General features: G+C 56.4%; 6 protein-coding genes. All 6 read right to left on the reverse strand.

Annotation, left to right across the window (positions count from 1 at the left end; all coding sequences use genetic code 11):
• Nucleotides 1-2 precede the first annotated feature (2 nt).
• The 6 genes from LC084_RS09590 to hutI all read right to left on the reverse strand — a co-directional run bounded on the left by LC084_RS09590 (nucleotide 3) and on the right by hutI (nucleotide 17,571).
• Nucleotides 3-1,433, reverse strand: a complete 1,431-nt coding sequence (locus LC084_RS09590) for an efflux RND transporter periplasmic adaptor subunit (RefSeq protein ID WP_226570915.1) — start codon at nucleotides 1,431-1,433, stop codon at nucleotides 3-5.
• The gene (locus LC084_RS09595; RefSeq protein WP_226570916.1) at nucleotides 1,426-2,193 is read right to left on the reverse strand and encodes an efflux RND transporter periplasmic adaptor subunit; all 768 of its coding nucleotides are present in this window, start codon (nucleotides 2,191-2,193) and stop codon (nucleotides 1,426-1,428) included. The genes LC084_RS09590 and LC084_RS09595 overlap by 8 nt, the downstream gene beginning before the upstream one ends.
• Nucleotides 2,190-3,716 carry a TolC family protein gene (locus LC084_RS09600; protein WP_226570917.1) on the reverse strand — a complete coding sequence of 509 codons (1,527 nt, stop codon included), beginning with the start codon at nucleotides 3,714-3,716 and terminating at the stop codon, nucleotides 2,190-2,192. The genes LC084_RS09595 and LC084_RS09600 overlap by 4 nt, the downstream gene beginning before the upstream one ends.
• Nucleotides 3,717-3,725: 9 nt before the next feature.
• On the reverse strand, nucleotides 3,726-15,029 hold the full coding sequence (locus tag LC084_RS09605; RefSeq protein ID WP_226570918.1) for a cadherin-like domain-containing protein: 11,304 nt from the start codon (nucleotides 15,027-15,029) through the stop codon (nucleotides 3,726-3,728).
• A gap of 527 nt (nucleotides 15,030-15,556) precedes the next feature.
• Nucleotides 15,557-16,366 (reverse strand): N-formylglutamate deformylase, encoded by an 810-nt coding sequence (gene hutG / locus LC084_RS09610; RefSeq protein ID WP_226570919.1) that lies wholly within the window; start codon nucleotides 16,364-16,366, stop codon nucleotides 15,557-15,559.
• The gene (gene hutI, locus LC084_RS09615) at nucleotides 16,363-17,571 is read right to left on the reverse strand and encodes an imidazolonepropionase (RefSeq protein WP_226570920.1); all 1,209 of its coding nucleotides are present in this window, start codon (nucleotides 17,569-17,571) and stop codon (nucleotides 16,363-16,365) included. The genes hutG and hutI overlap by 4 nt, the downstream gene beginning before the upstream one ends.
• Nucleotides 17,572-17,667 lie beyond the last annotated feature (96 nt).

Below are 17,667 nucleotides of genomic sequence, written 5' to 3' on the forward strand. Positions count from 1 at the left end.
GGCTACACTCCCGTATGCTGGCGCACCCAGGCGATGGGGCGGCGTAAAAGCTGGAACCAGAGTGGTACGGTTTCGCTGTAAACACGAGCGGTTCCCCTGGCACCTATACGCGGGTAGCCTTCACCGGGCTGCAGGTCTGCCAGCAGAACATAGCTGCTGATACCTTCTGCTGTGGTTTGCGGGGTATAACTGTAACTGCTCAGTGAGGCGTGCCAGGCTTTCATTGGTGAACTGTCGAGAAACAGCGTGACATCACCACCTTGTTTCAGCGGGATATTATCTTTCAGAGGCAGGTCGATACGGAACTGGATGCGCTGAGGATCCGCGATTTGCATAATTTCCTCCCCTACCCGCACTGGTTTGCCTTCCCACTCCCGTTTATTAGTGAAAATCGCCACGCCGTTCACTGGCGAAGTCACCTGAGTGCGCTGGTACACATCAGACATATACTGGTAGTTCACCTTCGCCAGTTGATATTCAGTACCGGCTATCGCCATTTCTGCCCGAGCATCCGGGTCATCAAAGGCGGCGCTGTTCACCTGTTCACTACGTGCCTCGGCCACCGCCAGTTTGCGCCCGGCAACCACCATTTCGTTATAGGGTTTTAAGTCTTCAAACTGGAGCAGCGCATCGCCTTGTTTTACCGGGCTGTTAGGTTCTACGCGAATTTGGCGCACCACCCCTTCTATTGGGGCTGTCAGTCGCCATGGGTCGCTGGCAACCACTTCTACTGGTGCTACCACACTGAGCGGTACAGGAATAAACCCGCAGGCAATCAGTACCAACGGTACTACCCAGAGCAACGGTTTGAATCGATGCGACCCGGTTGCCAGGCTGCGTTTGCCTTCCAGTGCCAGCCAGGCGTGGGTATAAGTCCCGGCCAGGCGTTGCGCCAGTGAGAGTTCCGCAGGTAAAAATGGCTGCTGGCTGCGCAGGCAAATCAATCCGGCCTCCACCTGGCCGTTCTGGCCAAGCGGCATCCACATTCCGTAAGGCAGCGCGTGGTTTTTTAATAAGGGCTGGTCGCTTTCCGCCAGAGTGAAAACATGCTCTTGCTGCAACGCCTTACCACGCAGGTGCAAGTATTGCTCCATTGCCAGTAGTAAAGGGGATTTGCGGTCTGCATGGGAGATATCGGAAACCTGGATAATTTTCAACCGGCCACTAAAACGATGGCGCTGGCAAACCATAGCCTGTTCAAAGGGCAGCAATTGCCGGGAAGCGTTCACCAGGTGCACCAGCAAAGAAGGCGTGTCGGGCAACTTGCGAATAGCCTCTTCAAACTGCAGGAGTTTGAGTGCCTGTAACGCCAGCCCCTGGTTGGCTGGAGTGTGTTGTTGTGACGGGCTGGCCGGGTTGTCTTTTGCGGTTTGCCTGCCATTATCAGGTTTGTTTGGATGTAGTTGTTCCACCTTCTGGCGCATATTAATCATGAGCCGCCTCCTTCTCAGTGAATACAACCTGGCCACTCATCCCCGGCGCAAACTGCACGCTGGCACCGTATTCGGTATCCAGCACACCAATTACTTTGACGGTTTTACTCACGGCATCAATTTGCGGCAGAACGCGCGTAATATGCCCGGCGCTGGAACTATGGCTTTCCTGCGCTTCAAAGGTAAACTCACTCCCTGGATGCAGCCAGGTGAGCCAGCCTGAAGGCACAATGATATTAAGTTCGAGTTCACCTGGGTCAACAATGGTCAACAAAGCCTGCCCGGCGGAAACGGCTTCCCAGGGCGCTACTTTCAGTGCCTGTACCTGGCCGTCAAAGGGCGCACGGATTTCACAATAACTCACCTGGATTTCCAGGCTTTTTGACCGGGCCAGCGCTTTGCGATATTCCCCTTCAGAGGCAATCAGGTCGTAACGGCCCACGGACTGGAATTTATCCAGTTCGATATTGGTGTCCCAGGCACTTTTTTTCACCCTGACCTCCTGGCGTGCAGCTTCGGCTTCAGCACGCGGTAGAGCACAGTTAAAACTGACCAGTAAGTCGCCCTGGCGGAATGCCATCCCTTCCCGGTAAGGAATCTGTTCGATTTGCGCAGCCAGTTCAGAAGACAGCGTGGCATCGTGCACCGCCCGCAAAATACCCTGCGCCTGGTGGGTTTCCGCCCAGGCAAAACCCGATGTCGCCATACCCGCCAGGCCAGCGATTCCCAGAAATGCGCAATACCCAATCATCTTTTTCATTGTTTTTCGCCCTCCTCCCTGACCAGTTGCGGAAGGGTCGTGATTTCTTCTGTCCAGTACTCCTGCAATTTGCCAGCAATCATTGCTACAGATTCTTTATCGGTATTACCCAAATCAAAGCTGTCGATACCCATTGATGCGTATAAATTCGCATAGGCATTTTGTAAATCGGCGTAGGCGGTGTCATAACGCACTTCATCCAGAATGGATTTCATTTCCACCTGTACCAGGTCTTTCTGGCTAATCATGCGGCCTTTAAACCCGGCTTCAGTGAGCGTTAAAATACGCTCCTGTACTTCATGGCCCTGGCGAACGGTATTCAGTTCCTGAGACAGGCGGATAAAACGCGCCCGTGCGACATAAATCTGGGTCAGAATCGCCATGACCAGCGCATCCTCCCGCGCCTGAATTAACCCTGCTTCTGCATGAACCGCATCACGTTCCATTGGGTAGCGGAACAGGCTCATTAAATTCCAGCTCACTGAACTGGAAAAATTGGTCCAGGTGTTGTTATACAAATAACTGTTACTGTCGTAGCTTAGGCCCAACAGCGCCTTAAACGACGGCAGGTTTTTCAGCAACACTTTATCTAGTTCACGTTCGTTAATGCGCTTGCGGTAACTTGACTCACGCAGTTCCGAGCGGTATTTCAGGCCAATCAGAATCATTTGTTCCGCCGAACCGGGTAGCTCTGGCACCACGGCGGTTCGGTCCGGTAACACCAGTTTGAACGGGGTTTCCGGTTTCAGGTTGATCAGTGCGGCAAGTTGTTTTTTGGCAAAAAACAGCTCGCGTTGCATGCGCTGCACATTGGCCTGAATTTCCAGTAAATCATGCTGGTAATTCAGCACGCTCAGTGGCGCGACATTGCGCCGTTTTTCCAGTTGCGCGGCCTGCCACAGTGCTTTTTGCGCCATAGCCTCAAGTTTGATGAGCTTTTCATGGGTACGGTCGGCACTCACCGCTCGCCAGTATGCTGTTCGCACATCCTCCAGAATCCGGCTGATCACTTTGCGCCGCCGTTCCTGGGCAATATATTGCTCATCAATGTTTTGCTTGCTCTGCACCCAGGAAAGCCCAAAATCCAGGATATCCCAACTGGCCGACAGCTCGCCGTTCCAGGTCTGGCGGTCGGACGAGGTTGAAGACTGGAGCGATTCGGTACCATCCAGCAACGAACGGCTACTGGAGCCTGAATAGTTGTTACGCCAGTTTCGTCCACCACCGACATCAAAAGCAGGCATCATGCCCAACTCACTGACATCACTCAGTTTCTTTTTCCATGCTTCATCCATCAGTTCGATACGCTGGTCGAGGTTATATTTCAGTGCCCTGGCCATGGCTTCATACAACGAAATTGGGCCACGAACCGGTTCATTGCTCCCCACCAATTCATTGATCCGGTCATAAGCACGCCAGGCCTGTGCATCGGAATCAATGGGTTTTTCAGTTACCGTACATCCAGAAAGCATGAGCGTTATCCCTGCCAAAACCAGACTTACACGTTGTGTTATTGTCACCATTTGCCACCATTAACTTAATGCGCGAATCAGTGCCCTCAATGCCAGTTCTTCACGGGAAACAATGGCCTGTATCTGGTCGGTGGCCGTTGGCTCCGGTAATGCCGATGCAAACAGATTGTCAGCTTCAGGGTTACCAAACCCGGCCAGCGCGTCATTACCGCCCAGCGGCTGCGGTGAAAAAATCTCTGGCACATCAAAACGGCTAACCATTTGGCGAATAACTTCATTTGAATTGGTATCCAGGCCGCTGAATAACCCTAAGGACTGCACTCCAGCTACGGCCTGGCTACCTGGTGCGCTACCGAACAGTTGTGCATTTCCGCCAAGGCCTTTAATGGCATTGACCGCATCCAGTAACACCGGGTCATATTGCCTAACCGTAAGGGAGAAATCGGGTGGGCTGATGCCCGGCCCTTGTTCCGGTGGGCGAAAACCATCGTCACCAGGCACAAAAAATGTTGTGGTACTGGCGTTGCCAGTATTGTTATTACCGGTATCGCTGTTATTACCGGTATCCGTGTTATTACCGCCAGGAGGCGTGGTGCCCGGCCCTATGGGGCTGACAGGCAACGGCGCCACCTGAACCGTCAATACACCCGTCGCCAGCCCGCCATTGCCATCACTGACCTGGTAAGACACGGTATCCGTTCCGCTGAAACCTGTGTTCGGGGTATAGGTGAGCGAGCCATTGGCATTCAAAGAAACCGTGCCATTACCGGCTGAGGCACTGGTCACCGCCACCCGGTCACCATCCGGGTCCTGGTCATTTGCCAGTACATTCACGGTCACCGGGGTATTTTGCTGGGTGGATGCGCTATCCGGTTGAGTTTGCGGCTGGTCATTAACCGGGGTGACGACCATCACCATAGAACCTGCTGCAAACCCCCCTTTGCCATCACTGACCATCCAGCTCAGGGTGTCGGTGCCATTAAAGTTGGGGGCTGGCCGGTAGGTTAACGTGCCATCGGGGTTAATCGTCACTGTACCGTTGCCTGCATTAGCTGTAGTGACACTCAGCACGTCGCCATCTACATCACTGGCTGCACCCAGCACATTCACAGTGACAGGCGTGTCTTCCGCCGTGGTACCGCTGAGGTTGCCTGTCACGGGGTTATCGTTGACTGGCGTTACCGTAATAGCCAGGTTCCCGGTAGCACTTCCCCCCTGGCCGTCTCCGAGTATCCAGGTCACGGTATCGTTGCCGTTATAGTTGGCATTCGGGGTGTAAGTGATGGTGCCATCGGGGTTGATGGTTACCACACCATGGGCAGCCGAAGCGGCGACCACCACCAGTGCATCCCCATCCGGGTCGCTGCTGCCTGCCAGTACATCCACGGTTAATGGCGTATCTTCCTGGGTGACTGCCGCGCCATTGCCGGGCACTGGAGGGTGGTTAATTGGGGTGACAACCAGCGCCAGTGTGCCGGTACTGGTGCCGCCCTGCCCGTCGCTTACTGTCCAGGTCACCGTGTCGGTACCGTTAAACCCGGCGTCAGGGGTGTAAGTGATAGTGCCATCCGGGTTGAGAACAACAGAACCGTGGGAAACCGCCACACTGGCAAGTGCCAGGGTATCGCCATCCACATCGCTGCCATAACTCAAAAGATCCAGAATGACAGGCTGGCCTTCACTGGTAGTTGCCTGGCCGCTACCGGCGACCGGTGCATCATTGACTGCTGTCACCACAATTGCGGCTGTGCCGGTAGCCAGCCCACCATGCCCGTCGTTCACTATCCAGGTCAGTGTATCGTTACCGTTGTAATTCGCGTTCGGGGTATAGGTCAGTGTTCCGTCCGGGTTAATCACCACACTACCATGAGCCGCGGTTGCAGCAGTGACTGACAGCGTATCGCCATCCTGGTCGCTGGCTGCAGCCAGTACATTGATGGTCAGCGGTGTATCTTCTGGTGTTGTTTGTGGGGCAACAGTGCCTGCCTGTGGGGCATCGTTTACTGCCGTCACGGTGATAGCAATGGTACTGGTTACCGTGCCGCCGTTACCGTCACTGAGCGTATACGTAATGGTGTCGCTGCCGTTGTAGTTGGCGGCAGGCGTGTAGGTGACGGTGCCGTCGCCGTTAATGGTAACTGTGCCGTGGTTCGCGCTGGCGGTGCTGACGGTTAAGCTGTCGCCGTCCGGATCGCTCGCGCCTGCCAGAACATTGACGGTCACAGGCGTGTCTTCGGCGGTGGTCTGCGGTGCTATGGTGCCCGCCAGCGGTGCGTCGTTCACAGCGGTGACAGTTATCGTGACCGTGCTGGTGACGGTACCACCCTGCCCGTCACTGATCGTGTAAGTGATAGTATCGCTGCCGTTGTAATTGGCGGCCGGGGTATAGGTGACGGTGCCGTCGCCGTTAATCACTACTGTTCCGTGGTCTGCACTGATGCTGCTGACGGTTAAGCTGTCGCCGTCCGGATCCGTCGCGCCTGACAGCACATTCACCGTTACCGGGGTGTCTTCCGCGGTGGTCTGCGCCGTGACAGTACCTGCCAGCGGTGCATCGTTTACGGCGGTGACAGTTATCGCGACCGTACTGGTGACCGTGCCGCCGTTGCCGTCGCTGAGCGTATACGTAATGGTGTCGCTGCCGTTGTAATTGGCCGCTGGCGTATAGGTGACCGTGCCGTCGCCGTTAATCACCACCGTGCCATGATCCGCACTGGCAGTGCTGACAGCCAGGCTGTCGCCGTCCGGGTCCGTCGCGCCTGACAGCACATTCACTGTAACGGGCGTATCTTCGGCGGTGGTCTGCGGTGTGACTGAACCTGCCAGTGGGGCATCGTTTACGGCGGTGACAGTTATCGCGACCGTACTGGTGACCGTGCCACCCTTGCCGTCGCTGATTGTGTAAGTGATGGTATCGCTGCCGTTGTAGTTGGCCGCGGGCGTATAAGTCACCGTGCCGTCGCCGTTAATCACCACCGTGCCGTGCCCGGCGCTGGCGGCAGTGACTGCCAGAGTGTCGCCGTCCGGGTCGCTCGCGCCTGCCAGCACATTCACCGCCACCGGGGTGTCTTCGGCGGTGGTTTGTGGTGTGACAGTGCCTGCCAGTGGGGCGTCATTCACAGCGGTAACCGTCACTGCCACGGTGCTGGTGACGGTGCCGCCATTGCCGTCACTGAGCGTATAGGTAATGGTGTCGCTGCCGTTGTAATTGGCGGCCGGGGTATAGGTGACGGTACCGTCGCCATTAATCACCACCGTGCCATGATCTGCACTGGCGGTGCTGACAGCCAGGCTGTCGCCGTCCGGATCAGTCGCCCCCACCAGCACATTCACCGTTACCGGGGTGTCTTCGGCAGTGGTCTGCGGTGTGACGCTCCCGGCCAGCGGCGCATCGTTTACGGCAGTCACCGTGATGGCAACCGTACCAGTCACCGTACCACCCTTGCCGTCGCTGAGCGTATACGTAATGGTGTCGCTGCCGTTGTAGTTGGCCGCGGGCGTATAAGTCACCGTGCCGTCGCCGTTAATCACCACCGTGCCGTGCCCGGCGCTGGCGGCAGTGACTGCCAGAGTGTCGCCGTCCGGGTCGCTCGCGCCTGCCAGCACATTCACCGTCACCGGGGTGTCTTCCGCGGTGGTCTGCGCCGCAACCGCCCCGGCCAGCGGGGCGTCATTCACAGCGGTAACCGTCACTGCCACGGTGCTGGTGACGGTGCCGCCATTGCCGTCACTGAGCGTATAGGTAATGGTGTCGCTGCCGTTGTAATTGGCCGCTGGCGTATAGGTGACGGTACCGTCGCCATTAATCACCACCGTGCCATGATCCGCACTGGCGGTGCTGACGGCCAGGCTGTCGCCGTCCGGGTCTGTCGCGTCTGCCAGTACATTGACGGTCACCGGGGTGTCTTCGGCGGTGGTCTGTGGTGTTACGGTTCCGGCCAGCGGTGCGTCGTTGACTGCGGTAATGGTCACCGCAACGGTGCTGGTCACCGTACCGCCCTTGCCGTCACTGATTGTGTAAGTGATGGTGTCGCTGCCGTTGTAATTGGCTGCCGGGGTATAGGTCACCGTGCCGTCGCCGTTAATGGTGACTGTTCCGTGCCCGGCAGTCGCGGCAGTCACGGCCAGTGTGTCGCCATCCGGGTCCGTCGCCCCGGCCAGTACATTCACCGTCACCGGGGTGTCTTCATCGGTGGTTTGAGGTGAGACAGTACCCGCCAGCGGGGCATCGTTAACTGCGGTAACCGTTATCGCGATCGTGCTGGTGACGGTGCCGCCGTTACCGTCACTGATTGTGTAGGTAATGGTGTCGCTGCCGTTGTAGTTGGCTGCCGGGGTATAGGTCACCGTGCCGTCGCCGTTAATCACCACCGTGCCATGATCCGCACTGGCAGTGCTGACAGCCAGGCTGTCGCCGTCCGCGTCGCTCGCCCCGGACAGCACATTCACCGTCACCGGCGTGTCTTCGGCGGTGGTTTGAGGTGAGACAGTGCCTGCCAGTGGGGCATCGTTTACGGCGGTGACAGTTATCGCGACCGTACTGGTGACCGTGCCACCCTTGCCGTCGCTGATTGTGTAAGTGATGGTATCGCTGCCGTTGTAGTTGGCCGCGGGCGTATAAGTCACCGTGCCGTCGCCGTTAATCACCACCGTGCCGTGCCCGGCGCTGGCGGCAGTGACGGCCAGTGTGTCGCCATCCGGGTCCGTCGCGCCTGCCAGCACATTCACCGTCACCGGGGTGTCTTCCGCGGTAGTTTGTGGTGTGACGGTTCCGGCCAGCGGTGCGTCGTTTACGGCAGTAACTGTGATGGCAACCGTACTGGTCACCGTGCCGCCGTTGCCGTCGCTGAGCGTATACGTGATGGTGTCGCTGCCGTTGTAATTGGCAGCCGGGGTATAAGTGACCGTGCCGTCGCCGTTGATCACCACCGTGCCATGATCCGCACTGGCAGTGCTGACGGCCAGGCTGTCGCCGTCCGGGTCTGTCGCCCCTGCCAGCACATTCACCGTTACCGGGGTGTCTTCTGCGGTGGTCTGCGGTGTGACGGTTCCGGCCTGCGGCGCATCGTTTACGGCGGTAACCGTGATGGCGACCGTACCAGTCACCGTACCGCCGTTGCCGTCACTGATTGTGTAAGTGATGGTGTCGCTGCCGTTGTAGTTGGCCGCTGGCGTATAAGTGACAGTACCGTCACCGTTGATCACCACCGTGCCATGCCCGGCACTGGCGGCGGTGACGGCCAGTGTGTCGCCGTCCACGTCGCTCGCGCTGGCCAGCACATTGACGGTGACCGGCGTGTCTTCATCGGTGGTTTGCGCCGGAACACTGCTTGCCAGCGGCGCGTCGTTGACTGCTGTCACAGTCATAGCAACCGTACCGGTCACTGTTCCACCGTTGCCGTCGCTGATTGTATAGGTAATGGTGTCGCTGCCGTTGTAGTTGGCGGCAGGCGTATAAGTGAGAGAACCATCGGCATTGATTATGACAGTACCATTTGCCGCACTGGCGCTGGTGACGGTTAAGCTGTCACCTTCCACATCGCTTGCCGTACTGAGTACATCCAACGTCACCGGGGTATCTTCGGCTGTCACCTGGCTAACACTGCCAGCTACTGGCGCGTCATTCACTGGTGTAATCACCACAGACACTTCGCCCGTTGCCATCGCCCCCTGGCTGTTGCTGACCAGGTAAGTGATGGTATCTGTGCCGTTGTAGTTGGCATTTGGGGTATACGTGAGTGTGCCATCGGCATTGATTGTGACTGAACCATGCAAAGCCTGCGCACTTTCCACCACCAGGCTGCCTGGGTCAGTGTCTGTGTCGTTACTGAGCACATCCACCGTAACCGGGGTGTCTTCGTTGGTAATGGCGCTGTCTGGTACCGGAACCGGAGGTGTCGCGGTCTGGCTGTTCACATAAACAGTCACTAAACCGGTTGCAGTCGAGGTACCGCCATGCCCGTCACTCAGCGTATAGGTTATGGTATCGGCGCCGGTAAAGTTAAGTCCTGGTTGATAAGTCAGCGTGCCATCGGGATTAATCACCACTACCCCGTGGTCTGCACTGGCAGCGGTTACGGTCAGTGTATCGCCATCAGCGTCACTGTCGTTCTCCAGAACATTTACAATAACGGGCACATTTTCGACTGTTGTGGCTTCATCGTTACCGGCAAGAGGCGTGTCGTTAACTGCATTTACGGTGATAGCAACGGTTGCACTGACAGTGCCGCCTTTACCATCGCTGATAATGTAATTGATAGTGTCGCTGCCGTTGTAATTGGCCACCGGGGTATAGGTGACGGTGCCGTCGCCGTTGATCACCACCGTACCGTGCCCGGCGCTGGCGGCGGTTACTGCCAGGGTGTCACCGTCCGCATCGGTGGCTGTTGCCAGTACATTGACGGTGACCGGGGTGTCTTCATCGGTGGTGGCCGTCACATTCCCCGCCAGCGGCGCATCGTTCACTGCCGTCACCGTCACGGAAACGGTGCTGGTGACGGTGCCGCCGTTACCGTCGCTGAGCGTATAAGTAATGGTGTCGCTGCCGTTGTAATTGGCAGCGGGCGTATAAGTCACCGTGCCATCGCCGTTAATCAACACCGTGCCGTTGGCGGCACTGGCACTGCTGACGGTGACGGTATCGCCGTCCGGGTCACTGGCGCTGTTCAGGAGATTGACCGTCACCGGCGTGTCTTCGGCGGTGGTCTGCGCCGCAACCGTACCGGCCAGCGGGGCGTCATTCACGGCGGTAACCGTCACTGCGACGGTGCTGGTCACCGTGCCACCGTTACCATCGCTGAGCGTATAGGTAATGGTGTCGCTGCCGTTGTAATTGGCCGCCGGGGTATAGGTGAGCGTCCCGTCGCCGTTGATCACCACTGTGCCATGCCCGGCGCTGGCGGCGGTGACCGCCAGGGTGTCACCGTCCGCATCGCTGGCTGTTGCCAGTACATTGACGGTGACCGGGGTGTCTTCATCGGTTGTTGCCGTCACACTCCCCGCCAGCGGGGCATCATTCACTGCCGTCACCGTCACGGAAACGGTGCTGGTCACCGTGCCGCCGTTGCCGTCGCTCAGCGTGTAGGTAATGGTGTCGCTGCCATTGTAGTTGGCGGCTGGCGTATAAGTGACGGTGCCGTCGCCGTTAATCACCACGGTGCCATGATCCGCACTGGCACTACTGACGGTGACGGTGTCGCCGTCCGGGTCACTGGCGCTGTTCAGGAGATTGACCGTCACCGGCGTGTCTTCTGCGGTGGTCTGCGCCGCAACCGCCCCGGCCAGCGGGGCGTCATTCACGGCGGTAACCGTCACGGATACGGTGCTGGTGGCTGTGCCACCGTTGCCGTCGCTCAGCGTATAAGTAATGGTGTCGCTGCCGTTGTAATTGGCCGCCGGGGTATAGGTGAGCGTACCGTCGCCGTTGATCACCACTGTGCCGTGCCCGGCGCTGGCGGCAGTCACTGTCAGTGTATCGCCGTCCGGGTCTGAGGCAGCACCCAGCACATTCACTGTCACCGGGGTGTCTTCATTAGTAGTCGCGGTAACACTCCCCGCCAGCGGGGCATCGTTCACTGCCGTAACCGTCACGGATACGGTGCTGGTGACGGTGCCGCCGTTGCCGTCGCTCAGCGTATAAGTAATGGTGTCGCTGCCGTTGTAATTGGCGGCTGGCGTATAAGTGACGGTGCCGTCGCCGTTAATCACCACCGTGCCGTTGGTGGCACTGGCACTGCTGACGGTGACGGTATCGCCGTCCGGGTCACTGGCGCTGTTCAGCAGATTGACCGTCACCGGCGTGTCTTCGGCGGTGGTCTGCGCCGCAACTGCTCCGGCCTGCGGGGCGTCGTTTACGGCGGTGACAGTTATCGCGACCGTGCTGGTGACGGTGCCGCCGTTGCCGTCGCTCAGCGTATAAGTAATGGTGTCGCTGCCGTTGTAATTGGCCGCCGGGGTATAGGTGAGCGTACCGTCGCCGTTGATCACCACCGTACCGTGTCCGGCGCTGGCGGCAGTTACCGCCAGGGTGTCGCCGTCCGCATCGGTCGCTGTTGACAGTACATTGACGGTGACCGGGGTATCTTCTGCCGTTGTGGCACTCACCGTTCCGGCGACCGGAGCGTCATTTACCGGCGTAACGGTAACGGAAAGCGTTGCGGTTGCCGTACCGCCATTGCCATCGCTAACCGTATAAGTGATCGTGTCTGTGCCATTATAATTCGTGGCCGGGGTATAAGTGATTGTGCCGTTGGCGTTGATCACCACGGTACCATTTGCTGCACTAGCACTGCTCACGGTCAGGCTGTCGCCATCCACATCGCTGTCGTTCGCCAGCACATTCACGGTCACCGGGGTGTCTTCGGCGGTGGTCGCGCTGTCGTTGGCGGCCACCGGGTTGTCATTTACCGCTGTTACGCTCACCGTCAGGTTGCCGGTTGCCGTACCGCCGTTGCCATCGCTGATGGTGTAAGTGACGGTATCGGTACCGTTGTAATTGGCATTCGGAGTATAAGTAAGCGTGCCATTGGCATTGATCACCACCGTGCCATGCCCGGCACTGGCGGCAGTCACCGCCAGGGTGTCTCCGTCCACATCGCTGTCGTTAGCCAGCACATTCACGGTAATGGGGGTGTCTTCGGCGGTGGTCGCGCTGTCGTTGGCTGCCACCGGATTGTCATTCACCGCGGTTACGGTCAGCGCCAGGGTGCCGGTTGCCGTACCGCCATGCCCGTCGCTGATGGTGTAGGTGACGGTATCAGTACCGTTATAATTCGCCGCCGGGGTATAAGTGAGCGTACCGTCGCCGTTGATCACCACTGTGCCGTGACTGGCACTGGCGGCAGTCACCGTTAAGCTGTCGCCATCCACATCGCTGTCGTTCGCCAGCACATTCACGGTAATTGGGGTGTCTTCGGCGGTGGTCGCGCTGTCGTTCACTGTCACCGGGTTATCATTCACCGCGGTTACGGTCAGCGCCAGGGTGCCGGTTGCCGTACCGCCGTTACCGTCGCTGATGGTGTAAGTGACGGTATCAGTACCGTTGTAATTGGCCGCCGGGGTATAAGTAAGCGTGCCATTGGCGTTGATCACCACCGTGCCGTGCCCGGCACTGGCGGCAGTCACCGTTAAGCTGTCGCCATCCACATCGCTGTCATTCGCCAGCACATTCACGGTAATTGGGGTGTCTTCGGTGGTAGTGGCGCTGTCGTTGGCTGCCACCGGGTTATCATTTACCGCGGTTACGGTCAGCGCCAGGGTACCGGTTGCCGTACCACCATGCCCGTCGCTTATCGTATAAGTGACAGTATCAGTACCGTTATAATTCGCCGCCGGGGTATAAGTGAGCGTGCCATTGGCATTGATCACCACTGTGCCGTGCCCGGCACTGGCGGCAGTCACCGTTAAGCTGTCGCCATCCACATCGCTGTCGTTCGCCAGCACATTCACGGTAATTGGGGTGTCTTCGGCGGTGGTCGCGCTGTCGTTCACTGCCACCGGGTTATCATTCACCGCGGTTACGGTCAGCGCCAGGGTGCCGGTTGCCGTACCGCCATGCCCGTCGCTGATGGTGTAGGTGACGGTATCAGTACCGTTATAATTCGCCGCCGGGGTATAAGTGAGCGTGCCATTGGCGTTAATCACCACCGTGCCGTGACTGGCACTGGCGGCAGTAATAGTCAGTGTGTCACCATCTGCATCGGTATCATTTGCCAGTACATTAACGGTAATCGCTGTGTCTTCTGCCGTTGTCGCACTGTCATTCCCGGCAACAGGCGCATGGTTCAGGTCAACCACATTAATAGTGACAGTTGCGGTTTCTGTGGTGCCATTGCTGGTTACGGTGTATGTGAAAGAGTCATTGCCCAGGTAGCCGCTGTTGGGGGTGTAAATCGCATTGCCTGCGGCATCAATAGTTACTGTACCGTGTGCCGGGCTGGAGTATGACGTTACCTTTGCATTGATATTTTCGAAGGTATCATTCGCCATCACGTTAAAGCTGACAGGCGCGCCGGTTCCGGCGGTAACGGTGTCATTCACAATGTCCGCCACCGGTGCGATACCAATGGGCAGAGAAAAACTTAAGGGGATAGACAGCAGTGTGTCTGTTAACCCAATGGTAATAGTTACCGGGCCGTTATAGTCTGCGTCCGGGGTATAGATCAGGCCGTTTAGTGCCGCATTAATGTCTTCAATATTGCCTTTAATGGTTATCTGGCTGTCGTTTACCCCGTCCCCCTGGCTAAAGCTCAGGTTAGCGGTTTGCGATAGTGTTAAGGTGCCAACGGGCACAGACAGCGAAACCTGGGCGATACTGCCATCGATATCGCCAATACTGATTTGTGTCCCCAGCGCACTGGCAAATATCAGCGGCGTGTCTTCCTGCAATAGGTTAATAACAGGTAAGGATATAGTGGGTAAGTCATTGACCGGGTTTACCGTAACGGCCACGGTGCCAGGAGCCAGTGCATACAAACCGCCACTGTCCCGAATCATGTAGGTGATGGTATCTACCCCAAAGAAATTGGCGTTTGGCGTGTAATTCAGCGTGCCATTGGCATTAATAGTCACCTGCCCGAACAACGCCGATGCACTGGTCACCGTAAGCGCATTGCCTTCCAGGTCTGTGTCATTCGCCAACACATTAATAACCGTTGTAGCGTCTTCATCCACCACCGCGACATCGGCAACCGCCACCGGCGGCGTATTCAGGCCGATAAGCAGGTTTCCCAACCAGTGAGTGGGAGCCAGTGATGCAGTATCTATGGTTCCGTTACCCACCTGAGTTTCCAGCACCCAGTCTCCATCTACCCCTGTTGTGTCATCAGATGCCGCAACATCGGCATCCAGTGAGGCCGATAATGCCTGTAATAAATTCAGGCCGTTATCATCGCCAACATTACAACCGTATAATAATATATCAGCCGAACTATTAAGCGCTACATTAATTATATTTAGCGCTGCTGAATAATCAGCAAGGTTATCGGCTGTAATTACCGAGTTACCTAACTCAATTTCGCCACTGGCACCGTGGGAAATAATGTGAACCGCATCAATATTTTCTTTTCCGGCAAGAATATCAGCTATTTGATTCAGGCCATCTTTATTTGCATCAAGAATATAGACTTCAGCATCAGCAGGAATTTGATTAATCAGTGTTTCTTTGTCGGGCACAGAAGCATCAATAAAGTAGACCTGGTGTTTTTCTGCACTGGTGTCAATATTCGCCACCACCTGAGCAAGGTCGTCGCTGTCACCAGTGGCCTGGTGGGTGGAGTCCTGCGTAGTATCCTGGTTGGTCGTGGCATCGCTGTTTTCAGGCGTGAGTGTATTCTCCGCCGTTGCAACAGCAGCCGCATCAAACATCAAACGCCTCTCATACGCCATGTGACGTATGCCATTACGCAAATAATGCAGAGCCATATTGTTCACTCACACAGAATAGAAAAGAGCCGCTGCAAGAACACCCTATGCGGTGTTCTCCCTTGAGCATGCAAACTCTAAAAAGAAGCAATAAAAACCGATTTACTCCATTTAAATAAAACACAAGAAATTCAAATAATCAATTTGTGTTAGGGCGGGAATAAGCCAAAGGAAGTAACCCAATTCGTGCTATTGGATAATAGAAAAATAACACTATAAAGAGTGGAAAAATATCAGGCTTGTTTTAATTGGAAAACTACTCAGGCAAGCTGAGTAGTTTTTTTAATATTAACGAGCAATATTTTCGGCGGGAGTATTACGCATTATTTGTACGGTTTTTTTCATTTCCGGTGCCAGCCTGCACTCACTACGCGCACCATAACAAAGCACAAAAGCGATTACATAACGAAGCAACATAAGATGCGCCCCACCACCGGTACCGGAAGTGAGGCGATAAAATACTGGCGGGGTTAGATGGTGTGTGGCTCTTCCACTGCACGGGCACTGGCAACAAAGGCTTCCAGCAAGGGTTTCAGCACCTGCTGAAGCGCCGTCGCCCGGTTCTCCTGCCAGGCGAACGGTGGCGTTTCATCCATATAATTACATTGCGCCAACTCCAGTTGCACAGCGTGAATATGGTTAGCAGGGTCACCGAAAGCACGGGTGATATGCCCACCTTTGAAGCGGCCATTGATTACCCAGGTATAATCCGACTGGCCTTCACAGCACTCCCGCAACGCCTGGCTAATAGCTGGCGCACAACTCGCCCCCTGGTTAGTGCCTATATTCAGATCTGGCAGACGCCCATCGAACAGGCGGGGAATAACCGAGGCAATAGAATGCGCATCAAACAACAGCGCATAACCAAAACGGGCTTTGATAGCGGCCAGTGTATCCGCCAGTTGCTGGTGATAACTTTGCCAGACCTGTTCCAGGCACCAGGCACGGTGCGCTTCATCGGGTTCCTGCCCTTCGCGGAATACGGGTTCTCCATCAAACAAGGTGTTGGGAAACAGACCGGTGGTTGCCGTTTGGTACAGTGGTTTGTCATCTGCCGGGCGGTTCAAATCCACGACAAAACGCGAATAATTAGCCTGAAGAATGCTGGCGCCCATTGTGCTGGCAAAAGCATAAAGTGCCGGAATATGCCAGTCGGTGTCAGGTAATAACCGGGCACGGTCTGTCAGCCCGGCTTCAACTTCCGGCGTCAGCGACGTACCGGCATGAGGCATGCTAATCAGCAGCGGAGTGGAACCTTCATGAAATAACCAGGGTGTCATACACTTTCTCCACGGTAAACCACCTGGCAAGGTAATTGCCCGCCAAGCCAGTAAGCCAGTTCAGCCGGTTGTTTAACCGGCCAGTGAACAAAATTCGCCAGTTTCCCGGCTTCCAGAGAACCACATTCATCATCTTTGCCCAACGCTTTTGCCCCCCAAAGCGTAACCCCCGCCAGGGCTTCTTCCGGTGTCATACGGAATAACGTGCAGGCCATATTAAGCATCAGGCGCAGCGACAGTACCGGTGATGTGCCAGGGTTTAAATCACTTGCCAGCGCCATTGGTACGCCATGTTTACGGAATAATTCAACTGGCGGCATTTGGGTTTCACGCAGCATGTAATAAGCACCAGGCAACAATACCGCCACGGTACCACTTTGTGCCATGGCAATAACGTCGTCTTCGGTCGCATATTCAAGGTGGTCGGCAGAAATAGCCTGGTAACGTGCCGCCAGGCTGCTTCCCCCCAAAGCGGAGAGTTGCTCAGCGTGCAGTTTAACCGGCAAATTAAGGCCGCGGGCAGTATCAAATACGCGGGTGATTTGTTCTGGCGAAAATGCCAGGTGTTCACAAAACCCATCCACGGCATCCACCAGCCCTTCCTGATGGGCCGCAGGCAATAATGTCTGGCAAATATAATCTATCCAGCCATCTGCATTATTTTGGTATTCCGGAGGTACAGCATGAGCCGCTAAAAAAGTGGCCTGAATATCAACAGGCTCCAGTTTAGACAGTTGGCGAATCACCCTTAACATGCGCAATTCACTGTTACTTTCCAACCCATAGCCCGATTTTATTTCCAGCGTGGTAACCCCTTCCTGGCGCAGGCAACGCAGGCGCTCACGGGCTGAGGCGAATAACTCCGCTTCGCTGGCCTGGCGCGTGGCATTCACCGTGGAAATAATCCCCCCGCCGCTGGCGGCAATTTCAGCATAGCTGGCACCATTAAGGCGCATCTCAAATTCACCACTGCGGTCGCCGCCAAACACCAGGTGAGTATGGCAGTCAACCAGGCCTGGCGTAATTATCCCACCGTTCAGTTGCTCCACGCGTTGTGGCTGGCAGTGGCCTGCGTCACTTTCCGCACCCACCCAGACAATACGCTGGTTTGCCACCGCAATCGCCCCTTGCCTGATAAGGTGGTACTTCCCCTCTTTGAGGGTGACCAGGTCTGCACCGGTCCACAGGGTTTCGCATTGCAACATCGTCTTGCCGCCTCCTGATGAGTTTGAGTAATAGTGGCCCAACATAATTGAAGTTGCCGGTGGGAGGTAAAACCGTACTCAATTCATCTGTAACGA

Source organism: Mangrovibacter yixingensis (assembly GCF_020523985.1).
In the GTDB taxonomy this organism is placed as follows: domain Bacteria; phylum Pseudomonadota; class Gammaproteobacteria; order Enterobacterales; family Enterobacteriaceae; genus Mangrovibacter; species Mangrovibacter yixingensis.